This window comes from Luteibacter sp. E-22 (genome assembly GCF_049913125.1).
GTDB lineage: Bacteria > Pseudomonadota > Gammaproteobacteria > Xanthomonadales > Rhodanobacteraceae > Luteibacter.
Genome location: NZ_CP183975.1, coordinates 3,976,534 through 4,000,651, shown reverse-complemented (window position 1 = coordinate 4,000,651; position 24,118 = coordinate 3,976,534). Strand labels below are relative to the sequence as shown.

The window sequence follows — 24,118 nt, the reverse complement described above, 5'->3', positions numbered from 1 at the left end:
CTGACGACAAGGAAAAGCGTCTCCCCAGATTGCCCTCGGCGTCTCCCGCCGGGGGCATTTTTTTTTAACGGAAGCGTTTCATTTGTAACCAAATTTTGACCGTTTTGCTTCCTTTTAGGGGCAGTCATGGCTTGCTGGGGGCCAAGAAAAACTGCCGATCCCTTGTAAATAATTTGTTGACATGGCGGTCAGCGTCCGCCTATGTTCGGCATCGACGATTCTGGCCGGTACTTTTGTGAACCACGTTCACATTACCGTTCAGTGAAGAGTCGACGGCTTGTCGGGAGCAAGTCCAAGGGGAGAGGCGTACCGCTCTGGGAGGAGTGGCGCGCTGGCAAAACCCCCAAACCCTGCACCCGCTCAGGTCACTATTTTCCGGCCTTGGTCGGTTTTGCGTGTTTTCAGGCCCGGTTGGGCCGATCTGGGGAGATTTGCAATGAGTTCTCGTAGCATCCGGCAGGCGTCTGTCCTGCGTCGTTCTTCGCTCGCCCTCGCGCTGGCCGTCGGACTCGGCGGGTCCGGAATGGTGGTCGCGCAGTCCACCGTGGGTACGATCTTCGGTAGCGCGACCCCCGGCCAGACCGTCACCGCGACCAGCGCCTCTGGCGTGACCCGTACGGTTACTGTCGACCAGTCCGGTCGATACACGATCGGTTCGCTGCCGGTTGGCACCTATACCGTGTCGGTTTCCTCCGATGGCGCGACGGTTTCGAGCCGCGACAACGTCGGCATCCGCGTCGGTTCCGGTACCGAGGTTTCCTTCAACAACCCCAAGACGGCAGGCGAGGCACAGGATCTGTCGGGACTGACCGTCTCGGCGAATACCCTGCCGTCCATCGACGTCACGGGCGTGGATTCGCGTACGGTCGTTACCGCACAGCAGTTGCAGAAGCTCCCGCTTGCTCGTAGCGCCGATGCGATCGCGCAGCTGGCACCTGGCGTCGTGCAGGGCAGCTCGGACTTCACCAACCAGTCCAACGGTCAGCGTCTCTCCTCGTTCGGCGGTGCCGGCGTGTCCGAGAACGCGTATTACATCAACGGCATGAATGTCACCGACCCGCTGAACGGCCTCGGCGGTATCGAACTGCCATACGGCTCGATCGAACAGCAGGAAGTGCTGACCGGCGGCTACGGTGCCGCATATGGTCGTTCCGACGGCGGTGTGATCAACCAGGTCGGCAAGCGCGGTACGAACGAATGGCACTTCGGTGCGCAGATTCTCTATACGCCGGAATGGGCGCGCGGCACGCCGTCCAGCACTTACTACGGCAAGGGCTATCCGGGTGGCGAGCTCAACGGCACGCTTTACCAGAACCGCAGCGCCAACAAGGGCTGGGAAGCGGTTGAAAGCGCTTATGTCGGTGGTCCGCTGATCAAGGACAAGCTGTTCATGTTCGCGTCGGTCGAAGCCGCCAAGACCGAAGACAAGTACACCGGCGTCAACTCCAGCGCCGCCCAGCAGACCAAGCGCACCTTCAAGGATCCGAAGTGGTACGCCAAGGTCGACTGGAACATCACTGACAACCACATCCTCGAGCTCACCGCCGCCTCGACCAAGCACGAGTACAACGGCTCGAACTACGAGTACAACTACGACGATTTCAGCCGCGGCGAGTATCTCGGTCAGGACGTTCCGACCAAGACTTCGGCGAAGATGTGGATCGCGAAGTACACCGGCTACATCACCGACGATTTCACCGTGTCGGCGCAGTTCGGTAAGCAGATCACGGATATCTATCAGGAGAACGTGAATAACTATCCTGACCTGATCCCGATTCTCGGTTCGACCAATCAGAATCCGGCGTTCACCGGCGGCGCACCGATCACCAACGCGAACAAGGTCATTCAGTACACCGATCCGACCCATTCGACGCGCGGTGCGAACTACCGTATCGATCTGACGTACAAGCTGGGTGATCACACGATCACTGCCGGTATCGATAACCAGCGTACGCAGGATCTGAACGACAGCACCTTGATGGCCCCGAATGCCGGCTATGCCTGGCAGTACGGTCGCCAGAACAACCCGGCCAGCGAAATTGCCGAGGGTGAGGTCGACGCCCCGATCGGTTATCCGGGTGGCCAGAATGGCTACTTCGTGGACAAGTATGTCCAGTACACCAGTGCCTCGACCCGCGTCGAACAGCGCGCCCAGTACATCGAAGATACCTGGCAGGTGACCGACCGCTGGCTGGTGAAGATCGGTCTGCGCAACGACCAGTTCACCAACTACAACCCGGATGGCGATGCGTACATCACGCAGACCCGCCCGCAGTGGGCACCTCGCCTTGGTTTCAGCTGGGACGTCTTCGGTGACTCCAGCTTCAAGGTCTACGGTAACGCCGGTCGTTACTACCTCGCGCTGCCGACCAGCGTCGCACTCCGCGGTGCTTCGGGCTCCTACTACACCAAGGAGTACTACACCTACACGGGTATCGACGCGAATGGTTATCCGACCGGGCTGACCCCGATCAACACCTACCAGGGTGCGGGCGTGCCTTACTCGGCTAATCGCGAATACGGCCAGCAGCCGGATCCGAAGACCGTGACGGCCAAGAACCTGAAGGCTCAGAACCAGGATGAGTACATCCTCGGCTTCGACAAGGTCCTGAACGATCAGCTGAACTTCGGCATGAAGGCGACGTACCGCAGGCTCAATCGCATCATCGACGACGTCTGCGACACCGACGTGCTCGAAGGCCAGGCCATTGCGCAGGGTGCCGACGTAAGCGGCTTGCGCGGCTGCTACTTCTTCAACCCAGGCAATGCGGCGACGTTCCAGCTGCCGAACGCGACGGGTGGCTACCAGCAGGTCCACATCACGAATGCCGATTTCGGCTTCCCGAAGCCGAAGCGTAAGTACTACGCGCTGGATACGTACCTCGAGCATCCGTTCGATGGCAAGCTGTGGGGCCGTATCACCTACACCTTCTCGAAGAGCTACGGCAACTCGGAAGGCCAGGTGAAGTCTGACATCGGTCAGCAGGACATCGCTGCGACGCAGGACTGGGATTACCCGTCGATCATGGAATACGGCTCCGGCCGTCTCCCGAACGACCATCGCCACCAGATCAAGGCTTACGGTACCTGGCAGATCACCCCGGAATGGAACATCGGCGGCATTCTGCAGATGGCCTCCGGTTCGCCGAACTCGTGCGAAGGTCTGTATGGTCCCAACCAGACCGTTCCGGCGTACAACGGCAACTACTACCACTGGTGCGATGGCGTGCCGTCGCCGTACGGCTCGAAGGGTACGACCGACTGGACGCACATCCTGTCGCTCAATGCCGAATACCGTCCGGCGTTCGCGGATCACAAGCTCGCGTTCAACGTGAACGTGTACAACGTTCTCAATGAGCAGAAGCCGACCCGTCTGAACTCTGACTACTCGGATGGCAATTACCAGACGCCGCAGTCGTGGGAAACCCCGCGCTACGTTCGCTTCGGTATCACCTACGACTTCTGATCCAACGAAGTCACGGGTTGGCCCGCTGCGGGTAATTCGTAGCGGGCGAAACGAAACGCCACCTTCGGGTGGCGTTTTTTTTGTGCTTCGGGACTTCCTTCGTTCGGCGGCATGACCGGCCCAATTCATAATGGGTGCTTCTGAAAGCTCCAATAAATCAATAATTTGCCGATTTTCGGCAAATTTAAGCCCAGGCATGCGGAAGGCGTCGCGAAATAAGCATTCCATAAGGCTTGTCCCTTGACTTTTCCCGCAGCCCATTTGCCGGTATGCTCCGAGATTCCCCCCGGAAGGCCTTGTGCGCCATGCGCGCGCGTATCTTCCGTGACCCATGACATTTCCGTTCCGTAACGAGGTTCGACCCATGCGCAGGATCTTCTTGTCGCTCGCATCCGTGGCCGCACTGGCTCTTGCCGGCTGCAGCGGCGGCTCCGACAACAACGGCCAGCAGGCCGCCGCCGGTGGCAGCGACAATGCCGCTCCCGCCAATGCCAACGCCGTTACCGGAACGGTCGCGCTTCGCGACGCCGGCGCGCAGCTATCGCCGGATGCCAAACTTGAACTCAAGCTTGTCGACGTCTCGGCTGAAGGCTCGCAGCCCCTCGCATCCAAGACGATCCAGCCGGTCACCTTGCCGCAGCAGTTCCAGCTCGATTTCAACCCGTCCGACCTCAATCCGAACGACATGTACATCGTCGAGGTGTCCCTGCAGGACGGTGAGCGTCACTACTCCTCGCCGCTGAAGACACCGGTGCTGACCAAGGGTGCGAAGAACGTCGCCAACATCCAGCTTGTCGGTGAAGCCACCCCGGGTGAGAAGGAGTTGTCCGGCTTCAACAGCGTGAAGAAGAACATCGGCGGCATGAAGGTCACCCAGGGTACCGCGCTGAAGGAAGGCGAATCGCGCGGCTGGCAGATCTTCAAGAAGGGTAATGACGTCCAGTTCGTGATCGAACTCGTCGACTACGGCGACAAGGGTTTCACCTCGACGAACTACGCTTATAAGAACGGCAAGCCGTGGGTTATCGTCCAGGAGAAGAAGCCGAGCAAGGATGGCAAGCCGACCTCGATCGAGCGCGCGGGCTGGAACGATGCCGGTGAGTTGGTGCTGAAGCAGGATGAAGCCGGCGGCAAGGTCGACGTGCTGAGCGACGATGCCGCCAACGACCTGAAGAAGCAGGCCGAGGCGATGTACGCGAAGGGCGGCGGTAAGAAGTAACTCCACCTTCGTTGCGAACGATAAGAAAACGCCGGCTTGTGCCGGCGTTTTTTATTTGGAACGAATTTAACCACCAAACCCGGACGAGTAGGCACCTATGCCCGAAAGCTCCGACGGAGCAGGGAGCGAGCAATCCTTCTTGTTGAAGAAGGGGCCTCCGGGGTACGTCGGGTCGGTGCAGTAATTGTTAATGGTTCGACCGGTTGCGGAACGGAAATAAGCGACGCTGTCGACGGTATTGTGACCTACCGTGCTGCAGACGCCGAGGGCGTCGCACGAGACGATGGGGTCGCCACATCCATACTCGAATTCCACACGATAAGCGTTGGCGACGTCGATATTGCCGGCATGCTCACGGACGTTATTGCAGTAAAGATTCTGGTTTCCGATGATGTTGTCGTTCGCATCGAAATAAATGACTGCGCGCGCGAACTGCGGCAGTGCCAGGGATACACCTGGGAGAGCGCCAAAACAGACAAGAAGAAGGGCGGCGAGCAGGTAGCGGGTCCGATTCATCTAAGCATCCTCTGATGGCCTCGAATGAGGCTCGTCGAGTCTATGCGGCTGATGTATCCCGCACGCATCGAATGGCGTGCTTCCTCCGCGGCCTACATGGCTTTCAGAAATTTCCTACGCATTTCCGGCAAGAAAACTGGCTGCTAATAAAAAACGCCGGCGTTTCCGCCGGCGTTTCCGTCGTCATCACATATCGACGGATCAGAACGCCATCTTCACACCCAGGTTCAACCCGTTGTAACGCTGCGTGTCGTCCGCGAAGCGACCCGTGTAGCTCACCCAGCCGCTCCAGGTCTGGTTGAATTCGGCGGTGACGCCTAGGTCGGCGGTAACCCAGGTCTTGTCCGGCGTGAAGCCCTGCACGCTGAATTCGCCCGACATGTTGGTCAGGCCGGCGGTCACGTAGCGGTCGTCGGCACGACCGTCGTGGTTGTAGGCCACTTCGGCGAACGGATGCAGCACGGTGTTGCCCGAGGCCCACGAGCCCTGCAGGCGCCAGCCGGCGGTCTCGATGCGTGCGTTACGCGTCTGCCTGTCGAAGCGCATCGCCGTGCTGGTGTCGTTGCGCTCGGTGTAGCCGAACACGCGCAATTGCTCCCACTCCACGGAGACGAACGGACCGGTCTTCAGCGTTTCGTTGCCGAACCACCAGCCACCGGTCAGGCCGCCGCCGACGTGCGAGCCGTCGGTCTTGCCCGTTTCGGTGCGACGGGCAGCGCCGAGGTCGATGCGGCGATCGATGTCGGTGAAGCTCAGCTGGCCGAAGCTGGCAAAGCCGCCGAAGTAGCCACCGCCGTTGTGGTAGAACGCGTAGCCCGAGCCCGCGATGTCCTGCATCTTGTAGCCGCCACCACCCTGGAAGTCAGCCTTGGACTGCGCGATACCCAGGGCTACGCCCAGCGAGACGTGATCGTTGACGCGTGCGTCGGCACCGATGGTCAGGTTGACGTTGTCGCTGTCGGTCTTGGGCGAGGTGTCGGTGTTCTTGAACTTCTGCTGGCCGTAATCCACCGCTGCGAAAACGCGCGAATCGGCGCCGAAGTTGTCGGCCATCATCTGGTTGCGCAACGAGCGCACATGCGCGGCGTTCGAGGCGAGGCCGGCCTCGCCGAGCAGCGAGATCTGCTGCGGGGCCGTGATCACCGAGATCGCGTACTGGCCGAGCAGTGCATGTGCCGCCGTGGTCGGATGGATGCCGTCGGCGAACAGATAGGTGCTGGCCGCATTCGGGTCACGCAGCGTACCGGGCGTGCAGGTCAGCGAGCTCGACGTGGTGCAGGCCGGCGTCGTCACGTTGGTGAAGCCGTACGTGCCCGGGCTCGCGATGACTTCGTTGAGCAACGCATAGGTATCGATCGGCACGATGCCGCGGTTGGCCTGGGCCAGGCCGCCGGAGAGGATGCCGTTGTAGACCTGGGTCAGCTGGGTGATCCCGGCGGAAGCGGCGGCGCCCTGCGACATGGCGGCTGGCGTCTTGCCCACGTCCGGCAGGTTGAAGACGACGATGGTCTTCGCGCCAGCGGCCTGCAGCGCCTTGATCTGGGCGACTTCGTTCGTGGCCGCGGTGGCGACCACGACCTGTGCGGTGGCCGGGTTGGCCGTGGCGGCCAGGAGGTCGTTGGCGCCGATCCACATCGTGTACAGCGCGTTCGGGTCGGCCTTGCCGCCGGTCGACGCCAGGTAGGTCTGGATCTGGGTGGACGTCGGCGGCACGGTCAGCGGCGTACCGGTGACGGGATTGATCGTGGCGGCCCTTGCATTGCCGTAAGCGTAGTCGGTACCGCCCAGGAGGGAGGGGGCGAGCGTGTAGCCGTAGTGGGCCGCGATGTTTTCGACCGCCACCGTGCCAGGGTTGGTGGTGAAGCGAAGCTGCACCGGTGAGCCGATCAGCGTGGAGACGTTGCCGCTGTCGCTGAGGCTGTCACCGAAGGAAACGACCTGCGTAAAGCCGTCGGCGTGAGCGCCGGCACTGAACAGAAGGGCAGCGCCGATGGCACCGGCAAGGTGGCGAATACGCATGTGGTTCACTCCGTGTGTGGGCGTTAGAGAAACGTTACGGTAATGGAAGCCATACGGCGGCGCATGCTGCGCTGCGGTAGGGTGGGTTGAGGGTCGCTACGCCAGGTGAGGCGCGCGATGACCGCTCCTGTCGGCGCAGGAGCGGTAGGACGAAAACCGGCAGGGCTTCTGCTGCTGCCGGCGCGCGCGGTCAGGCGCTCCCGTTTGAGAATTCCCCTAATCGCACGGGCCTTTCCTACTTCTTCAGCGCCCGTGAGAAGGCATCCGCAAAGGCGCTGTTGGCAGGCGCGGCCGCCGGCTTGGGCGGCTGGGCCGGGCGGCCGCCCCCCTGCTGTGGACCACGGCGGCCGCCGCCTGCCGGAGCCTCGTCGCGCGCTCCCGGACGACCGCCGCGGGCTTCGCCCGGCACATCGTCCAGGCGCATGCTCAGGGCGATGCGCTTACGCGGCAGGTCGATCTCCATCACCTTGACCTTGACGATGTCGCCAGCCTTCACGGCGTCGCGCGGGTCCTTCACGAACGTGTGTGAAAGTGCCGACACGTGTACGAGTCCGTCCTGGTGCACGCCAATGTCGACGAAGGCACCGAACGCGGCCACGTTGGTCACGCGTCCCTCGAGCACCATGCCGACCTTGAGGTCTTTCAGGTCTTCGACGCCCTCGGCGAAACTCGGCGCCACGAACTCAGGGCGCGGGTCGCGGCCCGGCTTTTCCAGTTCCTTGAGGATGTCGCGCACGGTCGGCACGCCGAAGGTCTGGTCGGTGAAGTCCTCGGGCTTGAGGCCGCGCAGGAACGACGTGTCGCCGATCACCTGCTTCACTTCGCGGCCGCATTGCTTGAGGATGCGTTCGACCACCGGATACGCCTCGGGGTGCACCGAGCTGGCATCGAGCGGATTGCTGCCGCCGGTGATGCGCAGGAAGCCCGCGCACTGCTCGAAGGCCTTGTCGCCAAGACGCGGCACCTTGAGCAGATCCTTGCGGCTCGGGAACGGGCCGTTCGCGTCGCGGTGCTTCACCACGTTCTCGGCCACGCTGGACGAGAGGCCGGCCACGCGCGAGAGCAAGGGAGCCGAGGCGGTGTTCACGTCGACGCCCACGGCGTTCACGCAGTCTTCCACGCGCGCGTCGAGCGCACGGGCGAGCTTCACCTGGTTGACGTCGTGCTGGTATTGCCCGACACCGATCGCCTTCGGCTCGATCTTCACCAGTTCGGCGAGCGGGTCCTGCAAGCGCCGCGCGATGGACACGGCGCCGCGGATCGAGACGTCGAGGTCGGGAAACTCCTTCGACGCGAGCTCGGATGCCGAGTACACCGACGCACCCGCTTCGCTCACCACGACCTTGGAGAGATTCAGGTCGGCGTGCTTGCGCATCGTCTCGCCGACGAGCTTGTCCGTCTCGCGCGACGCTGTGCCGTTGCCGATGGCCACGAGGTTCACGCCATGCTGCTTGGTCAGCTGGGCGATGCGGGCGATCGACTGGTCCCACTGGTTGCGCGGTTCGTGCGGGTAGATGGTGTCGTAGGCGAGCAGCTTGCCCGTGGCATCGACGATGGCCAGCTTGCAGCCGGTGCGGATGCCCGGGTCCAGCCCCATCACCGTCCTGGCGCCGGCCGGCGCGGCCAGCAGCAGGTCCTTGAGGTTTTCGCCGAACACGCGGATGGCTTCGTCTTCCGCGTACTCGCGCACGCGACCGAAGAGATCGAGGGTGAGGTGCAGGTGCAGCTTCACGCGCCAGGTGAGGCGCACGGTCTCGCGCAGCCATGCGTCGGCACGGCGGCCGCGATCGACGATGCCGGCGCGTGCGGCGACACGGCCTTCGCCTTCGGCGTGGCCCTGGTCGGCGTCGACACCCGGGTTGAGATCGATCTCCAGCACCCCTTCGTTACGCGCGCGCATCAGGGCGAGCAGGCGATGCGAAGGGATCTTCGAAACGGGCTCCGCATGGTCGAAATAGTCGCGGAACTTCGCCCCCTCGTTTTCCTTGCCCGGAACGACGGTCGCGCGGATCTGGCCCTTTTCCCATAGCCAGTCGCGCAGCTCGCCGACCAGGGTGGCGTCCTCGGCGATCGTCTCCATGAGGATGGCGCGGGCGCCATCCAGCGCGGCCTTGGTATCCGCCACGCCCTTTTCCAGGTCGACGAAGCCAGCCGCGAACGTTTCCGGATCGAGCGCCGGGTCTTCGCGCAGGCCGATCGCCAACGGCTCCAGGCCCGCCTCGCGGGCGATCTGCGCCTTGGTGCGGCGCTTGGGCTTGTAGGGGAGGTACAGGTCTTCCAGGCGCGCCTTGGTATCGGCGGCGAGGATGTCGGCGCGCAGGGCGTCGGTCATCTTGCCCTGCTCGGCGATGCTGTCGAGGATGGCCGTACGGCGGTCTTCGAGTTCGCGCAGGTAGCGCAGGCGCTCTTCCAGCAGGCGCAACTGGATGTCGTCGAGACCTCCGGTCACTTCCTTGCGATAGCGTGCGATGAAGGGCACGGTGGCGCCGCCATCGAGGAGTTCCACCGCCGCTCGCACCTGTTCCGGCTTGGCGGCGATGTCCTGGGCAATACGTTGTTCGATGCTCTGCATGTCGTTCCTGTGCGTGACTCGGCCGGCCGAACGTCGGGCCGGGCTGGGGATGATAGCAAGGCACGGGAAGACCCCGGCCGCGCGGCCGGGGCGGGCGGAGCCGTCAGGCGTCGAAGCTGCCGCCCGTGCCGCTGCGCGGGGCGGGTGCGGCGACTTTGTCGGCGCGCCCGGTCAGCACGTAGGTGCTGGCCAGGAGGTCGTGCACGCCCTGCTTCCGCTGGGTAAAGGCGGCCGTGACGTAGAAGACCATGGGGACGAGGAAAGTGAAGGCGTTCACCAGGCGAATCGCATTGCGTCCGGCGGCGCGTCCCACGCTGATGCGCTTGCCTTCCGTATCGGTGACGCGGATGCCCACGGCCATCTTGCCCGGCGTGGCCTGCCACTTCGAACTTTCGAAGGCCGCGTAGTAGACGAAGCCGATCACCAGCAGCACGTAGGTGATGGGCTGCACGGCCACGGCGTAGGCGGAGATCGCCGCCGTCTGGTCCGATTCCATCTGGCTGAGGAGTTTCGTCATCGCCGCGCCGAGACCCATGCTCAGGCTGATGATCGTGAAGGGCACCATCAGGATCAGGTAGTCGATCACCCAGGCGCCGAAGCGCAGCCAGAAGCCGGCGTATTCGGGTTCGGCGACCTCGGTGACGCCCAGGAACGGTGGCGGGGCGGGAGGCGGCATCGGCGGGACGCTGCCAGCGGCGGGGCGCTCGTCCGGAAACAGCTCGCCCAGCGGACGCCAGTCCGTCATGCCCTCATGCCAGCCGAGTTCCTCCGGGCGGCAGGTGCCGTCGCGCAGCCACTGGCGGATTTCTTCCTCCGCATAGGGGCCGAAGCGCTCGCCGTTTCGTCCGATCCAGACTTGCATGGTGGTCCTTCCACTCGCTAACTCGATGGGAGCGATGATGCCAGATGGCCGGCGACCACGCCGACTGCTGGTGGTCATGGAGTGGTGGCGACGGTGCGTGGCGGGCCAGGCTCCCTCAGGCCGCCCGGCGCTTCAGATGCACCAGCAGCAGTGAGATCGCGGCGGGCGTGACGCCACTGATGCGTGCGGCCTGTCCGATCGTCGCGGGCAGGGAGCGCTTGAGCTTCAACAGGACCTCGGCGGAAAGGCCGCGCACGCGGTCGTAATCGAAACCATCGGGTATCGCCGTGGTCTCGTGCCGCCGCTGGCGCTCGATCTCCTCGCGCTGGCGCTCCAGGTAACCCGAATACTTCGCCTGCACCTCCACCTGCGTGGCCACCTCGGCGTCGTCCACCGCCGGTCCCAATTCGGCCACCGTCGTCAGCTTCGCATAGTCCATCTCGGGACGACGAAGCAGGTCGAGGGCGTGCGTCTCGCGGCTGAGGGCGATACCGAGCGTGCGTTCGATGGCCGCGCCCAATGCGTTGCCCGGGGCAGCCCATAGACCGCGCAGGCGCGCGGTCTCGCGCTCGGTGGCCTCTCGCTTGGCTTCCAGGCGATGGAAGCGTTCGTCCGACACCACGCCGCGCGCATGTCCCTGCGCTGTCAGTCGCAAGTCGGCGTTGTCCTCGCGCAGGTGCAGGCGGTATTCGGCGCGCGAGGTGAACATGCGATAGGGCTCGATCGTTCCGTTGGTCGTGAGGTCGTCGATGAGCACGCCGATATAGGCTTCATCGCGGCGCGGATACCACGGCGCATCGCCACGAATGGCGAGCGCGGCGTTCATGCCGGCGATGAGACCCTGCGCCCCGGCTTCCTCGTAGCCCGTGGTTCCGTTGATCTGGCCGGCGAAATACAGGCCGGGGATGCCCTTGGTTTCCAGCCAGGGGTGCAAGCCGCGAGGATCGAAGTAGTCGTACTCGATGGCGTAACCGGGGCGCGTGATATGCGCGTGCTCGAAACCCGGGATGGAACGCACCAGCGCGTATTGCACGTCGAAGGGCAGTGACGTGGAAATGCCGTTGGGATAGATCTCGAAGGTGTCCAGGCCTTCCGGTTCGACGAAGATCTGGTGAGAGGTCTTGTCGGCGAAGCGGACGACCTTGTCCTCGATCGAGGGGCAATACCGTGGACCGACACCCTCGATTTGTCCGCTGTACAACGGCGAGCGGTCGAGCGAGCCGCGGATGAGGTCATGCGTCGCTTCGGTGGTGTGGGTGATCCAGCAACTTACCTGGCGCGGATGATCGGTCGCCGAGCCCAGGAAGGAGAAGTGCGGCATCGGGTCGTCGCCCGGCTGCTCGTCCAGCATGGAGAAATCGATGCTGCGGCTGTCGATGCGCGGCGGCGTTCCCGTCTTCAGCCGGTCGGCGGCGACAGGCAGTTCGCGCAGCTTCGCGGCCAGCGCCGACGCTGGCGGATCGCCCGCCCGACCACCGGCGTACTGTGCTTGTCCGATATGGATCTTGCCGGCCAGGAAGGTGCCCGCTGTCAGCACGACGGCGGCGGCGTGGAAGTCGAGGCCCATCTGCGTGCGTACGCCGGCGACCCGCCCGCCGACGAGGATGAGGTCGTCCACCGCTTGCTGGAACAGCACGAGGTTCGGCTGCGTCTCCACCATGGCGCGGATGGCGGCCTTGTAGAGGCTGCGATCGGCCTGGCAGCGCGTCGCACGCACCGCGGGCCCCTTCGATGCGTTGAGCGTGCGCCACTGGATGCCTGCGCGGTCGGCCGCGACGCCCATGGCGCCGCCGAGCGCGTCGATCTCCTTGACCAGGTGGCCCTTGCCGATCCCGCCGATCGCGGGATTGCAGCTCATCTGGCCGATGGTCTCGATGTTGTGGCTGAGCAGCAGCGTGCGCGCGCCCGCGCGCGCGGCCGCGAGTGCGGCCTCGGTGCCGGCATGACCGCCACCGACCACGATGACATCGAAGGTTTCGCTATGCAGCATGGGAATCAGGCGTTAGGAAGACAGGAAGCAGGGTGTGATTTTACGCGCTGCGGACGGGCGCCGCTCGGCAGGGCGCCGGGGTCGCGTACGACGACGTGGCATGACTCGTGCTTTACCCTCGGTGCACTTCCACCGGGCAGACGCAGCGCGATCATACGCGCGCCGAGGCCGAACGACAGGGGTTTGGCCGTGTGCCGGGGGAAGGAAGCGGGATGCGGGCAGGGATGCCCCATTCGGTTCGAATGAGATCTGGCGCCCGGCGGTCTCAGGAACAGGGGGAATCCAGGATGACCGTGCTGCCGGGCGCCAGAAACCGAGTGACTGGCACAAAGAGCCGCGGCTATGCCGCGGCTTTCTTCGTTGAGTCGAACATTACACCGTTGGAATGAACCGTGTGTGACTTTTTCGTCAACGAAGTGCTCCAAATCGGCATTTGGTGACGCAGCGCGTCAGTTTCTCCCCCGCATTGAGACACCGCGCACATTTCGTCCTCAGCCCAGAGCGACCCGGGCGAGGATGTCGGTGAGATCCCGTGACAGGTCCTTCCGGCTGGCCAGTTCGGCCACCACGGCATGCGCCGCCTCTCGACGCACGGGTTCCAGCCGCTTCCAACCGTTGAATGCCGTCGCGATCCGCGCCGCCACCTGGGGATTGAGCGAATCGATCGCGACCAGGCGGTCCGCCAGCCAGCGATAGGCTGCCCCGTCCACGCGATGGAAGCCGGTGGGATTGGCCCGGGCAAAACTGCCCAGCAGTGACTGGACACGGTTCGGGTTCTTCAGCAAGAACGCTTGATCGTCTTCCAGTGCCCGCACCCTCGCCAAGGCGTCGGCACCGGGCAGCAAGGCCTGCATGGCGAACCACTTGTCGAGGGCGAGCGCGTTGCCGTCGTACCGCTGGCGGAAATGCGCGATCGGTGCCTCGGCGGCGTGGGCGTCGAGCGTGGCCAGTGTGGCCAGGGCCGCGAGGCGGTCGGTCATGCCGGGTGCCTGTTCGTACTGCGCAAGCGCCAGTTCCCGGACCTCGCCTGGCCGGATCAAGGCGAGCAGATCGAGAACCCTGCGCTTGAGCTGGCGCCGCGCCTGGCTGGGGGCATCCAGCGCCGCACTGGTCTCCGAGCGAAGTGCCGCATAGCGGGCATGCAGCCCTTCCGCCCCGATGCGTTGGGCCAACGTGCGCAACATGGCCTGCCGGGCGATGCGGATGCGGTCCGGATCGCGCTCCGCCTGGCGTTCCACCAGTTCGATCTCGCCTGGCGGCGTCAGCAATTCGGCAAGCAGGGCGTCATCCATGGCCTTGTCGTTGAACAGGTGGGCCAGGGCCTCGGTCCATGCGCGCAGGGCCGAGCCTTCGATGTTGCCGTCCCGGCAATCGTCGTAGGCCAGTCCGGCCAGTTGCTGCCCGGCCTCCCAGCGGTTGAAGCCATCGGGATCGTGGCGCAGCAGAATGGCGAGTTCCCCGGGGACGTAGTCGCATTCGAGGATGACCGGCGCGGAGAAACCACGCAGCAGCGACGGAACCGGGGCCGCTTCGACGTCTTCGAACACGAAGCTGCGTTCCGCGCTGTCGAGTACCACGGTACGTTCCGTCGTGCCGGCGGCGGCTTCGCCTTCGAGGCGAAGCGGCAAGGCCTTGCCCGATTGGTCGAACAGCGATAGCCGTACGGGAATGGGCAGTGCCTGTTTCGCGGTCTGTCCCGCGGTGGCAGGCGTGCGTTGCCGAAGCGTCAGGCGATACCGCCGCTGCGCGGCATCGAAGCGCCCTTCGGCGGATAGCCGCGGCGTGCCTGCCTGTCCGTACCATGCAAGATACGGTGACAGGTCGACACCGTTCGCGTCGCCAAGTGCCGTGAGGAAATCCTCGATCGTGGCGGCCTGGCCGTCGTGCCGATCGAAGTAACGGTCCATGCCCTTGCGGAAGCCGGCCTGGCCGAGGTGGCCGGCGAGCATGCGGACCAGTTCCGACCCCTTCTCGTAAACGGTGGCGGTGTAGAAGTTGTTTATCTCGCTGTACTGCGAGGGGCGCACCGGGTGCGACAAGGGGCCGGCATCCTCGGGGAACTGCGCGCGCCGGAGTAGGGCCACGTCCTCGATGCGCTTGAGCGGCGCCGAGTTCATGTCGGCGGAGAAGCTCTGCTCACGGAACACGGTGAGGCCTTCCTTCAGGCTCAGCTGGAACCAGTCGCGACAGGTGACGCGATTGCCGCTCCAGTTATGGAAATACTCATGGGCGACCACCGCCTCGACGTGGCGGTACTCATCGTCGGTGCTCGAATCCGGGTCGGCCAGCAAGTACTTCGCGTTGAAGATGTTGAGGCCCTTGTTCTCCATCGCGCCCATGTTGAAGTCGTGCGTGGCGACCACATGGAAGACGTCCAGGTCGTAGTTGCGCCCGTACGCCTGTTCATCCCATTGCATCGAGCGCACCAGCGAATCCATCGCGTAGTCGCAACGATCGATGACATCCGCCTCCGCCCAGATATGCAATGCGACGGCGCGACCATCGGCGGTGGTGTAGTCGCGGCTGATCCGCTCGAGGCGGCCCGCCACCACGGCGAACAGGTAGCTCGGCTTGGGGTGCGGGTCGATGAAGCGTGCCCAGTGGCGGCCATCCGGCAGCACGCCTTCCCCATCGGGATTGCCGCCGGCGAGCAGCACCGGGAAGCGTTCACGCTCTGCACGCAGGGTCACGGTGTACCGCGACAACACGTCGGGCCGGTCAGGGAAGAAGGTGATGTGACGGAAACCTTCCGCCTCGCATTGGGTCAGCAGGAACCCGCGGTCGCGGCTGCCGGATAGGTACAGGCCTTCGAAGGCCGTGTTCTCCGCCGGCCGCACGGCCACCCGCGTGGTCACCGTGCAGCGGTCGGTGTCGATGGCGATTTCCAGCACGCCATCGGCAAGGATGTACTCGCCCTCGGCGAGGATTCGTCCGTCCACGCCCAGCGACAGCAGTTCCAGGCCCTCGCCGTTCAGTCGTATCGGCTCGTCCGCCTGGCGGACGAGGTCGAGCGTGGCCGCCACCTCGGTACGATCGATGCCAAGGTCGAACTCCAGGGCCACGTGCTCGACGGACCATGCCGGGGGACGGTAGTCGGCAAGGCGGATGACGGAGGTGGGGGCGTCGGAACGATCGCTCATGGCGGCACTACTAACGGTTGTCTGGTAAGGCAGGCAGGCTAACATGCGCTAGGAATCGTCAAAAGGAAGTTTCCCATGTCCCGTTTCAGCGTTACGCGTTCCCGTCTTGGCGCCCAGGAGCTGGTGGTACTGGTCGATGCCGACGCCGATCGCGAGGTCCGTATCGCCCTCCGTGGCGCCACCGTGCTGTCGATCGGCACATGCTGGCGCGACGAGCAGCGCAACATCGCGGATGGTTTTCGCGACGAGCAGGAGCTTGTCGGCCACAAGGGCTCCCGCTTCGCGATCATGACGCCGTTCGCAAACCGGGTTAACGATTCGCGGTATACGTTTGAAGGAAAAACCTACGATTTGCAGCCAGGTGCCGTCGGCGCCGATCGCGCCAGCCGCCACGGTTTCCTGCGCGGGGTCCTCTTCGACGTGCAGCGGGAGCATGCCGACGACGACAAGGCGTCCGTCACGCTGGTCACCCATGCCATCCGCCCCGAGGCGAACGCAGGCTATCCTTTCGCGCTGGATTTCAGCGTGACGTTCACGCTCGGTGACCGGGGCCTGGTGGTCGAGGCGAAGACACGCAACGTGGGCGATCACGCCGCCCCGACGTTCTTCGGTTGGCACCCTTACTTCCGTTTATCGGATAACCCGATCGAAGGCTGGGAGCTGCACGTACCGGCCGACAAGGTGATCGCCACCGACAAGGATTTCATCCCCTTACCGGGAACGCGGGCCTGGCAGGCCATCGACAAAGCCGATCGCGGCCTGGATTTCCGCAAGGCGAAAGCCATCGGCGACATGCAACTGAACCATACTTACGCGGACCTCCAGTTGGACCCCGACGGCAAGGCGCGGACGCGCCTGCGCGATCCGAAATCCGGCGTCGGCATCGCCGTCTGGCAGGAGAAGGGCGTGATGCTGGTGTTCACCGCCGACACGGCCGACCGGGACGCGCGCAAATCGGTGGCGCTCGAACCGATGGAGTGCATGCCGGATGCGTTCAATCGTGACGATTGCGCGCCCCTCGTGACGCTGGCACCGGGCCAGGAGCGTCGCTTCGTCTGCGGCGTGGAGTTCGACGCGTGAACCTTCCCGGCTTCGCGGATATCCGCGACGCGGCGGCGCGCATCGCACCGCACGCCTGGGTCACCCCGGTGCTGCGTAGCGATCGCATCGACGCCCTCGCCGGCACGTCCGTCGTATTCAAGTGCGAGAACCTGCAACGAGGCGGGGCGTTCAAGTTCCGCGGCGCCACGAATGCCGTGTGGTCGCTCTCCGGAGAGGAGGCGGCACGCGGGGTGGTGACACACTCTTCCGGCAATCACGGCAACGCCCTGGCCATGGCGGCGCGCACGCGGGGCATTCCCGCCCACGTGGTGATCCCCGAGGGCGCCGTGAAAACGAAGGTCGATGCGATCGTCGCCGCCGGTGCGACCGTGCACCGCTGCGCGCCGACGACCGCGGCGCGCGAAGCGCTGGCCGCCGCCGTGCAGGCCAGTACGGGCGCGACCCTGGTCCATCCCTATGCCGATGCGCGGGTGATGGCGGGGCAAGGCACGCTCGTACCCGAACTGTTTCGCCAGGCTCCGGGGGTGGATACCGTTCTGTTTCCCATCGGTGGCGGTGGGCTGGCGTCCGGTTGCTCGATCGCGGCGCATGGCATCGATCCGGCCATCGCGCTGTTCGGCGCGGAACCCGAAGGCGCCGACGATGCCGCCCGCTCGCTCGAGACGGACGAACGCGTGGCACCGTTCGTGGCCGATACGATCTGCGACGGCTTGCGCACGCTGATCGGTGAACCTAATTTTCACGCCCTGCGCGATCATGGCGTGGTCGCGTTACGCGTCAGCGACTCGGAATGCATCGAGGCGATGAAGCTGCTCTGGACCGAGTTGCGCATCGTCGTCGAAGTCTCCAGTGCGACGGTACTGGCGGCTCTGTTGCGCTATCCCGCGCGCTTCGCGGGACGTCATGTCGGCGCGGTGCTCACCGGCGGTAACGTGGACCTGGACGCGCTGCCTTGGTTCCCTTCTTCACAGCGATCCCGCTGACGGCGCCGTCCAACGCGATGACGGCGGCCCGCGCCGCTTCTGGTCATCGCATGCGGACGTGTGTCAAGGCGGCGAGCGGACATCGTCGCCTGCGTCGCGTGGCTATTCTCGCCCTTCCTTAAGCGCAAATACGGGGGTGGCGGATGCGCTGCCAATGGGCCGAACGCAGCGATGCCGAACGCGTCTACCACGATACCGAATGGGGTGTGCCCATTCACGACGATCGCGGTCTGTTCGAATGGCTGGCGTTGCGCGGATCGCAAGCGGGCCTGTCCTGGCGCACGGTGCTCGCCAAACGCACGTCCTACCATCTCGCCTTTCATGGTTTCGACATCGCGCGCATCGCGGCGATGACCGATGCGGAGATCGCCTCCGTGCTGCGCGATCGCGGCGTGATCCGGCATCGCCTGAAGATCGAATCGATACGCGGCAACGCGCGTGCGAGCTTGCGTGTCATCGACGATGTGGGCTCGTTGTCCGCTTACCTGTGGTCGTTCATCGGCGATGCTCCGCAGAAGAACGCGTGGCAACATGATGCGCAGGTGCCGATACGCAGCGCCGCCTCCGACCGCATGAGCGCGGCGATGCGCAAGCGCGGGTTCCGTTTCGCCGGTACGGCCATCTGCTATGCGGTGATGCAGTCGGCGGGCATGGTCAATGACCATGTCGTCGGCTGTCATCGCTATCGATGACGCCGCGTTCACCATCGCTGCACCGGCGACGCGTTGCCATGGGTGCATGGCTACCACTCGCATCGGCATCTCGGGCTGGCGCTACTCGCCTTGGCGTGGCGTTTTCTATCCCTCCGATCTCGTACAGCGAGACGAACTCGCCTATGCGTCGCGGCAATTCCCGACGATCGAACTGAATGGCTCGTTCTATTCGCTACAGCGACCCGAAAGCTATCGGTCCTGGTACGAGGCCACGCCCAGGGGTTTCGTATTCGCCGTGAAGGGCCCGCGCTTCATCACGCACACCCTGCGCCTGCGTGACGTCGAACGGCCGTTGGCGAATTTCTTCGCCTCGGGCGTGCTCGCCTTGCGCGAAAAGCTGGGTCCCATCCTCTGGCAGTTCCCGCCGAGCTTCCGCTTCGAACCGGAACGCTTCGAAGCCTTCCTCGCCATGTTGCCGACCAACGTGAAGGCCGCCGCGGCGCTCGGCCGCAAGCACGATGCACACCTGAAACGGGAACCTTGCCTGGAAGTGGATCGCAATCACCGCTTGCGTCATGCCGTGGAGATCCGCAACGAAAGCTTCGTCGATCCTTCGTTCATCACCCTGTTGCGCAAGTACCGTGTTGCCTTCGTCGTGGCCGATACGGCAGGCAAGTATCCGCGTTACTTCGACGTCACGGCGCCGTTCGTCTATGTGCGCCTGCACGGGGACGAGGAACTGTATGCCAGCGGGTACGGCCAGGCCGCCCTGGCCGACTGGGCGCGCCGCATTCGTGCGTGGCGCCGTGGCGTGCAGCCTGCCGGGGACCCGCGCATCGCCAGGTCGGCGCCGCCCCGGCGCGCATCCCGCGACATCTATGTTTACTTCGACAACGACACCAAGGTGAAGGCCCCGGGCGACGCGCACGCGCTGGCCGCGTTGCTCTGAGCCCGGCCGGGATCAGAACGGCGTCTTGCGCCGCGAGCCACGCAGGTTCTCGATCGGGAAACTGGCGATCTCGCCACCACCTTCGCGTCGCGACTGCCCGGCGGGTGGTCCCCATGCGTGCGCCGTGACCACTTCCCAGGTCGAGGGAACGACGCCTTCGCTGCGCAAGGTCTCGTAGGCGTCGAGCATGCGCTTGTAATGCTGTTTGCCGGTCAGGCCGCGTGGGCGGTCGGCGTCGGCGTTGTTCGCACCCAGGCCCTTCAGTTCATCCAGCAGCGCACGCGGAGTGGGATAGGTCAACGTGTAGCGCTCGGCGAAAAGCACGGGGTCGCGCAGGCCTTGCGCCAGCATGGCGTCGCCGATGTCGTGCATGTCGAGGAAGCGTGCCACGTGCGCATGCTGGTCGGCTTCCGCCCAGGCCGCACGCAGTTCCTTCAAGGTATCGGGGCCGAACGTGGAGAAGGTGAGCAGGCCGCCCGGCTTGAGCACGCGGGCGCATTCGGCGAACAGGCGCGGGAGGTCTTCGCACCACTGGAAGCAGAGGTTGGAAAAGAGCAGGTCGACGCTGTGATCCGGCACCGGCAACGTGTACGCGTCGGCGACGACCCGGCCGAATGGTTTCAACCACGATGCGTTCTGCCGGGCCTGCTTCAGCATCGGCAGCGCAAGGTCGATGGCGATCACCTGTGCCTTCGGATAACGCTTTTTCAGTGCCGCGCTGCCACGGCCCGTGCCGGCGCCGACATCGAGGACGATGTCGGGCATCGCTTCGTAGATATCGAGCCGGTCGACCAGGGTGGATTGCACTTCGCGCTGTAGAGCATCGTGCTTTTCATAGCTGCCGGCGGCGCGCCCGAAATTGCGGCGAACCTGGCGTCGGTCGAAGTGGAAGTCGCTCATGCGTCTGCGTCGGTGAATTGTGTCAGGACATCCGCCACGGCGGTGGCATGTCCGATGAAAGGGGCGTGCCCGGCATGGGCGATCTCGGCGAAACGACCATTTGCCGCTCCGGCGGACCAGCGCATCGCCTCGGGATGGACAATGCGGTCGCGACGGCCCGCTATCCAGAGGTTGGGCTGGCGGAGCCCGGCCAGGCGCGGTCGCAGGTCGGTCGTTTCGAGCAGGCGCAGGCCTTCCAGCAGCACGCGCGGGTCGGGTTCGCCGCGGGAGAACGCTTCTTCCTTCAATCGGCGCGTTTCGGCGCGCGGGTCGGCGCTGCCCATGGCTTCCAGGGCGATGAATCGATCCACGGTAGCCATGTAGTCTTCCTCGAGATCGGCCGCCAGTCGGTGGACCATGGTCACGTCGTTGCCGTATGGCCAGTCCTCACCGCGTACGAAGCACGGCGTGGAGCACATGGGGACCACCGCCCGCACGGCCTCCGGCACGTCGAGCGCGGCGGCCAGGGCCACCAATCCGCCCATCGACCAGCCCAGCCAGGTGGCGGGCGGGGTCGCCGCGGCGATCGCACGCGCACAGGCGAGCGGTTCCAGCGGGATGTCGGAATCACGGGAATAGCCATGGCCCGGCAGGTCGACGACGTACATCGTGTAGCGGGCTGCCAGTGCCTCGGCCAGCGGCGCAAGAATACCGCCGTGCATGGCCCAGCCATGGATCATCACCAGCGGCGTCGCGCCGGCGCCATGGATCTCGATGTGCAGGCCGCTCATGCCTTCCGGCTCGGCGCGAGCGACGGATCGACCGCGCCGCGTTCGTCGAACACGAAGCAGTCGCCGCGCCAATGGGCGCCGCCCACCTCTTCGAAATACTTGAGGATGCCGCCTTCGAGCTGGAATACATTCGCGATGCCGATCTCGCGCATGTGGATGGCCGCCTTCTCGCAGCGGATGCCCCCCGTGCAAAACGAGACCACGGTCTTTCCCTCGAACCGTTCGCGGTCGGCGGCGACGGCCGTGGGGAAGCCGGTGAAGCTGGACAGGCCATAGTCGACGGTGTTCTCGAACGTTCCCGCCGCCACTTCGTAATCGTTGCGGGTATCCAGCAAGACCACCTCGCGACCGGCGTCGTCATGACCGCGGTCGAGCCAGCGGCGGAGGTCCGTCGGCAGCACGTGAGGCGCTCGACCCTCCTCGGGACGAATGGCCGGTGCGTGCATCGTGATGATTTCTTTCTTCAGGCGTACGCGCATGCGGCGGAAGGGCGGCGCATCGGAGAGGCTCTCCTTCGGCACGAGGTCGGCGAAGCGTGGGTCCTTGCGCAACCAGTCGATGAAGGTGGCCACGGCATCGGAGGGCGCGGCGAGGAACAGGTTGATGCCTTCGGGCGCGAGCAGGATGGTGCCCTTGAGGGCCAGGGCTTCGCAGCGTTCGACGATCCGCGCCCGCAAGGCATGCAGGTCGTCGAGGGCGACGAACTTATAGGCGGAGATGTTGAGGATCGTCATCGTCATGACCGGCGGGTGTGACCGCCCATTATACGGCCGCGCTTTCCAGGGCACGGGGCAAGCGGCCCAGCGCATCCAGCAGGGCGTCGATCCGCTCCGGCGAATGCGTCGCGGAAAGGGTGATGCGCAGCCGCGCGCCGCCCGGCGGCACGGTGGGCGGACGAATCGCCACGACCAGGAATCCCGCGGTTTCCAGCGCCGAGGCGGCGGCCATGGCGGCCCCGGCGGAGCCGATGAGCAGGGGTTGGATGGCGGTCGACGAGGGCATCAGGCGCAGGCCGAGTTGGGCCGCGCCGGCACGGAATCGCGCGATGTTCGCCGCCAGGCGGTCACGCCGGCCCTCGGGATCGGTGCGCGCGAGGCGTACGGCGGCCCGGGTGGCGGCCGCGAGCGCCGCCGGCATGGCGGTCGTATATACGTAGGTGCGGGCGAATTGGGTGATCGCCTCGATGACGGACGCATCGCCCGCCACGAAGGCGCCTGCGCAGCCCAGAGCCTTGCCCAGGGTGCCCATGAGGACGGGAACATCGTTGGCGCCGAGGCCCGCCGCCGCGACCGAACCCGCGCCCTGTGGCCCCATGACGCCCAGACCGTGCGCGTCATCCACGTAGAGCATGGCGCCGCGCTCCTGGCAGACGACCGCGAGCGCGGCGAGCGGTGCCACGTCGCCATCCATGCTGAACACGCCGTCGGTGGCCACCAGCGCGGGCAATCCGGGGCGGGCATCGAGCTGGCGGGCGGCGCCGTGCGCGTCGGCATGGGGATAGCGGCGCAGTTCCGCGCCGGCCAGATGGGCCCCGTCGATGAGACTGGCGTGATTGAGCCGGTCCTGCACGCAAAGGGCATCCGGACGGCCCTGCACCGGCATCGCTCCCGCGCCGAGCAAGGCCTGCAGGGCGCCGAGGTTCGCCATGACGCCGGTGGAAAACAGCAGCGCCCGTTCGCGACCGGTCCAGTCGGCCAGTTCCTCCTCCAGCGCCGCATGCTCGCCGCGGTGGCCCGCCACGAGATGCGCCGCCCCGGCACCGACGCCCTCGGCGGCGGCCGTGCGGGTGAAAGCGGCGACGAGTTGGCGATGGCCGGCGAGGCCGAGATAGTCGTTGCCGCAGAAATCCGCCAGCACGCGCCCGCCGACGAGGCGCCGGTCGCCACCGAGGACGTCGCAGGTACGGCTCTGGCGCAACAGGCCCGCCTGCGCGCGTCCGGCCCGGGCGGCTTCCATGCGCGCTCGGAGATCGGGCCGGTTCACGCGGCGGCGTGGTCGTGCGCGACGATGTCGGCGTGCACCGTGCCCGGCTCGACCTCGACTTCCATGGGCTTGAGGCCGAGGCGTTCGAACAGGCGGCGGTCGTGCTCGACGTCGGGATTGCCGGTGGTCAGCAGCTTTTCGCCGTAGAAGATGGAGTTGGCCCCGGCGGCGAAGCACAGCGCCTGCAACGCGTCGTCCATGCTTTCGCGGCCAGCGGAGAGGCGCACTACGGAGGCGGGCATGAGGATGCGAGCGACCGCGATGCTGCGCACGAACTCGAACGGATCGAGCGCCTCGGTACCGGCCAATGGCGTGCCCGCGACCTGCACCAGCCGGTTGATCGGCACCGATTCCGGATGCTCGGGCAGGTTGGCCAGCGTCGCCAGCAACCCGGCGCGCTGTGCGCGCGACTCGCCCATGCCCACGATGCCGCCGCAACAGGTTCGCAGGCCCGCCTCGCGCACGTGTTCGAGCGTATCCAGGCGATCCTGGTACTCACGCGTGTGGATGATCTCGCCGTAGAAGTCCGGGGAGGTGTCCAGGTTGTGATTGTAGAAATCCAGTCCCGCGGCTTTCAGCGTATCGGCTTGCGGCTGGCTCAGCATGCCCAGCGTGGCGCAGGTCTGCAGGCCCAGCGACTTCACCGCGCTGACGATCTCGGCCACCTTGGCCACGTCGCGGTCCTTGGGCGAGCGCCACGCGGCGCCCATGCAGAAGCGGCTCGCGCCCGCATCCTTGGCGGCCTGCGCCTTGGCCAGGACAGCCTCCACGCTCATCAGCTTCTCGGCCTTCACGCCTGTCGCATAGCGCGCCGCCTGCGGACAGTAGGCGCAATCCTCGGGGCAGCCACCGGTCTTGATCGAGAGCAGGGTGGAGACCTGCACGGCGTTGGGATCGTGGTATTGCCGGTGGATGGTCTGCGCCTTGAAGAGCAGGTCGTTGAACGGCAAGGCGAAAAGGTGCTCGACCTCTTCGCGGGACCAGTCGTGGCGGATGGCTGCGGTCATGGTGGGTTCCCGGGGGCGAAGGCGCGC

17 protein-coding genes are annotated in these 24,118 nt (G+C 65.3%); 6 read left to right on the top strand and 11 right to left on the bottom strand.

All coding sequences use genetic code 11. The annotated features are described in order from the left end of the window. The first annotated feature begins 436 nt into the window (after positions 1-436). Positions 437-3,466, top strand: a complete 3,030-nt coding sequence (locus ACN9M2_RS17795) for a TonB-dependent receptor (protein ID WP_426285946.1) — start codon at positions 437-439, stop codon at positions 3,464-3,466. Between the two features lie 364 nt (positions 3,467-3,830). After that, positions 3,831-4,685, top strand: coding sequence for a YbaY family lipoprotein (locus ACN9M2_RS17790; RefSeq protein WP_426285945.1), 855 nt, complete (start codon positions 3,831-3,833; stop codon positions 4,683-4,685). Positions 4,686-4,751: 66 nt separating this feature from the next. On the opposite strand, the gene ACN9M2_RS17785 is transcribed toward ACN9M2_RS17790, so the two are convergent. The 6 genes from ACN9M2_RS17785 to pepN all read right to left on the bottom strand — a co-directional run bounded on the left by ACN9M2_RS17785 (position 4,752) and on the right by pepN (position 15,784). Next, complete coding sequence (locus ACN9M2_RS17785; protein WP_426285944.1) at positions 4,752-5,201, bottom strand: hypothetical protein; 450 nt, start codon at positions 5,199-5,201, stop codon at positions 4,752-4,754. Positions 5,202-5,402: 201 nt separating this feature from the next. Then, positions 5,403-7,220, bottom strand: coding sequence for an autotransporter domain-containing protein (locus tag ACN9M2_RS17780; RefSeq protein WP_426285943.1), 1,818 nt, complete (start codon positions 7,218-7,220; stop codon positions 5,403-5,405). A 235-nt stretch (positions 7,221-7,455) separates the two neighbouring features. Beyond that, positions 7,456-9,792, bottom strand: a complete 2,337-nt coding sequence (locus tag ACN9M2_RS17775) for a Tex family protein (RefSeq protein ID WP_426285942.1) — start codon at positions 9,790-9,792, stop codon at positions 7,456-7,458. Positions 9,793-9,895: 103 nt separating this feature from the next. Beyond that, the gene (locus ACN9M2_RS17770; protein WP_426285941.1) at positions 9,896-10,654 is read right to left on the bottom strand and encodes an RDD family protein; all 759 of its coding nucleotides are present in this window, start codon (positions 10,652-10,654) and stop codon (positions 9,896-9,898) included. A 115-nt stretch (positions 10,655-10,769) separates the two neighbouring features. Next, the gene (mnmG, locus tag ACN9M2_RS17765; protein ID WP_426285940.1) at positions 10,770-12,644 is read right to left on the bottom strand and encodes a tRNA uridine-5-carboxymethylaminomethyl(34) synthesis enzyme MnmG; all 1,875 of its coding nucleotides are present in this window, start codon (positions 12,642-12,644) and stop codon (positions 10,770-10,772) included. Positions 12,645-13,135: 491 nt separating this feature from the next. Then, positions 13,136-15,784, bottom strand: a complete 2,649-nt coding sequence (gene pepN, locus ACN9M2_RS17760) for an aminopeptidase N (RefSeq protein ID WP_426285939.1) — start codon at positions 15,782-15,784, stop codon at positions 13,136-13,138. Positions 15,785-15,859: 75 nt separating this feature from the next. Between pepN and ACN9M2_RS17755 the strand changes: the two genes are divergently transcribed. The 4 genes from ACN9M2_RS17755 (at position 15,860) to ACN9M2_RS17740 (ending at position 19,431) form a co-directional block, all read left to right on the top strand. Beyond that, complete coding sequence (locus ACN9M2_RS17755) at positions 15,860-16,864, top strand: aldose 1-epimerase (RefSeq protein ID WP_426285938.1); 1,005 nt, start codon at positions 15,860-15,862, stop codon at positions 16,862-16,864. Further along, positions 16,861-17,829 carry a threonine ammonia-lyase gene (locus tag ACN9M2_RS17750; RefSeq protein WP_426285937.1) on the top strand — a complete coding sequence of 323 codons (969 nt, stop codon included), beginning with the start codon at positions 16,861-16,863 and terminating at the stop codon, positions 17,827-17,829. Before ACN9M2_RS17755 ends, ACN9M2_RS17750 begins: the two co-directional genes overlap by 4 nt. Before the next feature lie 143 nt (positions 17,830-17,972). After that, on the top strand, positions 17,973-18,521 hold the full coding sequence (locus ACN9M2_RS17745; RefSeq protein ID WP_426285936.1) for a DNA-3-methyladenine glycosylase I: 549 nt from the start codon (positions 17,973-17,975) through the stop codon (positions 18,519-18,521). Positions 18,522-18,567: 46 nt separating this feature from the next. Beyond that, positions 18,568-19,431, top strand: coding sequence for a DUF72 domain-containing protein (locus ACN9M2_RS17740; protein WP_426285935.1), 864 nt, complete (start codon positions 18,568-18,570; stop codon positions 19,429-19,431). Positions 19,432-19,443: 12 nt separating this feature from the next. Here the strand turns inward: ACN9M2_RS17740 and bioC are convergent, their stop codons facing one another. From bioC to bioB, 5 genes are read right to left on the bottom strand one after another with little or no spacing between them, the layout of a single operon-like run. Further along, positions 19,444-20,331 (bottom strand): malonyl-ACP O-methyltransferase BioC, encoded by an 888-nt coding sequence (gene bioC, locus ACN9M2_RS17735; RefSeq protein ID WP_426285934.1) that lies wholly within the window; start codon positions 20,329-20,331, stop codon positions 19,444-19,446. Beyond that, positions 20,328-21,101, bottom strand: coding sequence for a pimeloyl-ACP methyl ester esterase BioH (gene bioH, locus ACN9M2_RS17730; RefSeq protein ID WP_426285933.1), 774 nt, complete (start codon positions 21,099-21,101; stop codon positions 20,328-20,330). Before bioH ends, bioC begins: the two co-directional genes overlap by 4 nt. Continuing rightward, the gene (locus ACN9M2_RS17725; RefSeq protein WP_426285932.1) at positions 21,098-21,835 is read right to left on the bottom strand and encodes a sulfurtransferase; all 738 of its coding nucleotides are present in this window, start codon (positions 21,833-21,835) and stop codon (positions 21,098-21,100) included. Before ACN9M2_RS17725 ends, bioH begins: the two co-directional genes overlap by 4 nt. Positions 21,836-21,863: 28 nt before the next feature. Continuing rightward, positions 21,864-23,057, bottom strand: coding sequence for an aminotransferase class I/II-fold pyridoxal phosphate-dependent enzyme (locus ACN9M2_RS17720; RefSeq protein WP_426285931.1), 1,194 nt, complete (start codon positions 23,055-23,057; stop codon positions 21,864-21,866). Between the two features lie 23 nt (positions 23,058-23,080). Continuing rightward, positions 23,081-24,091: a biotin synthase BioB gene (gene bioB, locus ACN9M2_RS17715; RefSeq protein WP_426285930.1), complete on the bottom strand. Its 1,011-nt coding sequence runs from the start codon at positions 24,089-24,091 to the stop codon at positions 23,081-23,083. Between the last annotated feature and the right edge of the window lie 27 nt (positions 24,092-24,118).

What these genes read in the sequence shown, in the direction of transcription:
- ACN9M2_RS17795 (WP_426285946.1), top strand. Translation starts at nt 437, where the DNA reads ATGAGTTCTCGTAGCATCCGGCAGGCGTCTGTCCTGCGTCGTTCTTCG.
- ACN9M2_RS17790 (WP_426285945.1), top strand. Translation starts at nt 3,831, where the DNA reads ATGCGCAGGATCTTCTTGTCGCTCGCATCCGTGGCCGCACTGGCTCTT.
- ACN9M2_RS17785 (WP_426285944.1), bottom strand. Translation starts at nt 5,201, where the DNA reads ATGAATCGGACCCGCTACCTGCTCGCCGCCCTTCTTCTTGTCTGTTTT.
- ACN9M2_RS17780 (WP_426285943.1), bottom strand. Translation starts at nt 7,220, where the DNA reads ATGCGTATTCGCCACCTTGCCGGTGCCATCGGCGCTGCCCTTCTGTTC.
- ACN9M2_RS17775 (WP_426285942.1), bottom strand. Translation starts at nt 9,792, where the DNA reads ATGCAGAGCATCGAACAACGTATTGCCCAGGACATCGCCGCCAAGCCG.
- ACN9M2_RS17770 (WP_426285941.1), bottom strand. Translation starts at nt 10,654, where the DNA reads ATGCAAGTCTGGATCGGACGAAACGGCGAGCGCTTCGGCCCCTATGCG.
- mnmG (WP_426285940.1), bottom strand. Translation starts at nt 12,644, where the DNA reads ATGCTGCATAGCGAAACCTTCGATGTCATCGTGGTCGGTGGCGGTCAT.
- pepN (WP_426285939.1), bottom strand. Translation starts at nt 15,784, where the DNA reads ATGAGCGATCGTTCCGACGCCCCCACCTCCGTCATCCGCCTTGCCGAC.
- ACN9M2_RS17755 (WP_426285938.1), top strand. Translation starts at nt 15,860, where the DNA reads ATGTCCCGTTTCAGCGTTACGCGTTCCCGTCTTGGCGCCCAGGAGCTG.
- ACN9M2_RS17745 (WP_426285936.1), top strand. Translation starts at nt 17,973, where the DNA reads ATGCGCTGCCAATGGGCCGAACGCAGCGATGCCGAACGCGTCTACCAC.
- ACN9M2_RS17740 (WP_426285935.1), top strand. Translation starts at nt 18,568, where the DNA reads ATGGCTACCACTCGCATCGGCATCTCGGGCTGGCGCTACTCGCCTTGG.
- bioC (WP_426285934.1), bottom strand. Translation starts at nt 20,331, where the DNA reads ATGAGCGACTTCCACTTCGACCGACGCCAGGTTCGCCGCAATTTCGGG.
- bioH (WP_426285933.1), bottom strand. Translation starts at nt 21,101, where the DNA reads ATGAGCGGCCTGCACATCGAGATCCATGGCGCCGGCGCGACGCCGCTG.
- ACN9M2_RS17725 (WP_426285932.1), bottom strand. Translation starts at nt 21,835, where the DNA reads ATGACGATCCTCAACATCTCCGCCTATAAGTTCGTCGCCCTCGACGAC.
- ACN9M2_RS17720 (WP_426285931.1), bottom strand. Translation starts at nt 23,057, where the DNA reads ATGGAAGCCGCCCGGGCCGGACGCGCGCAGGCGGGCCTGTTGCGCCAG.
- bioB (WP_426285930.1), bottom strand. Translation starts at nt 24,091, where the DNA reads ATGACCGCAGCCATCCGCCACGACTGGTCCCGCGAAGAGGTCGAGCAC.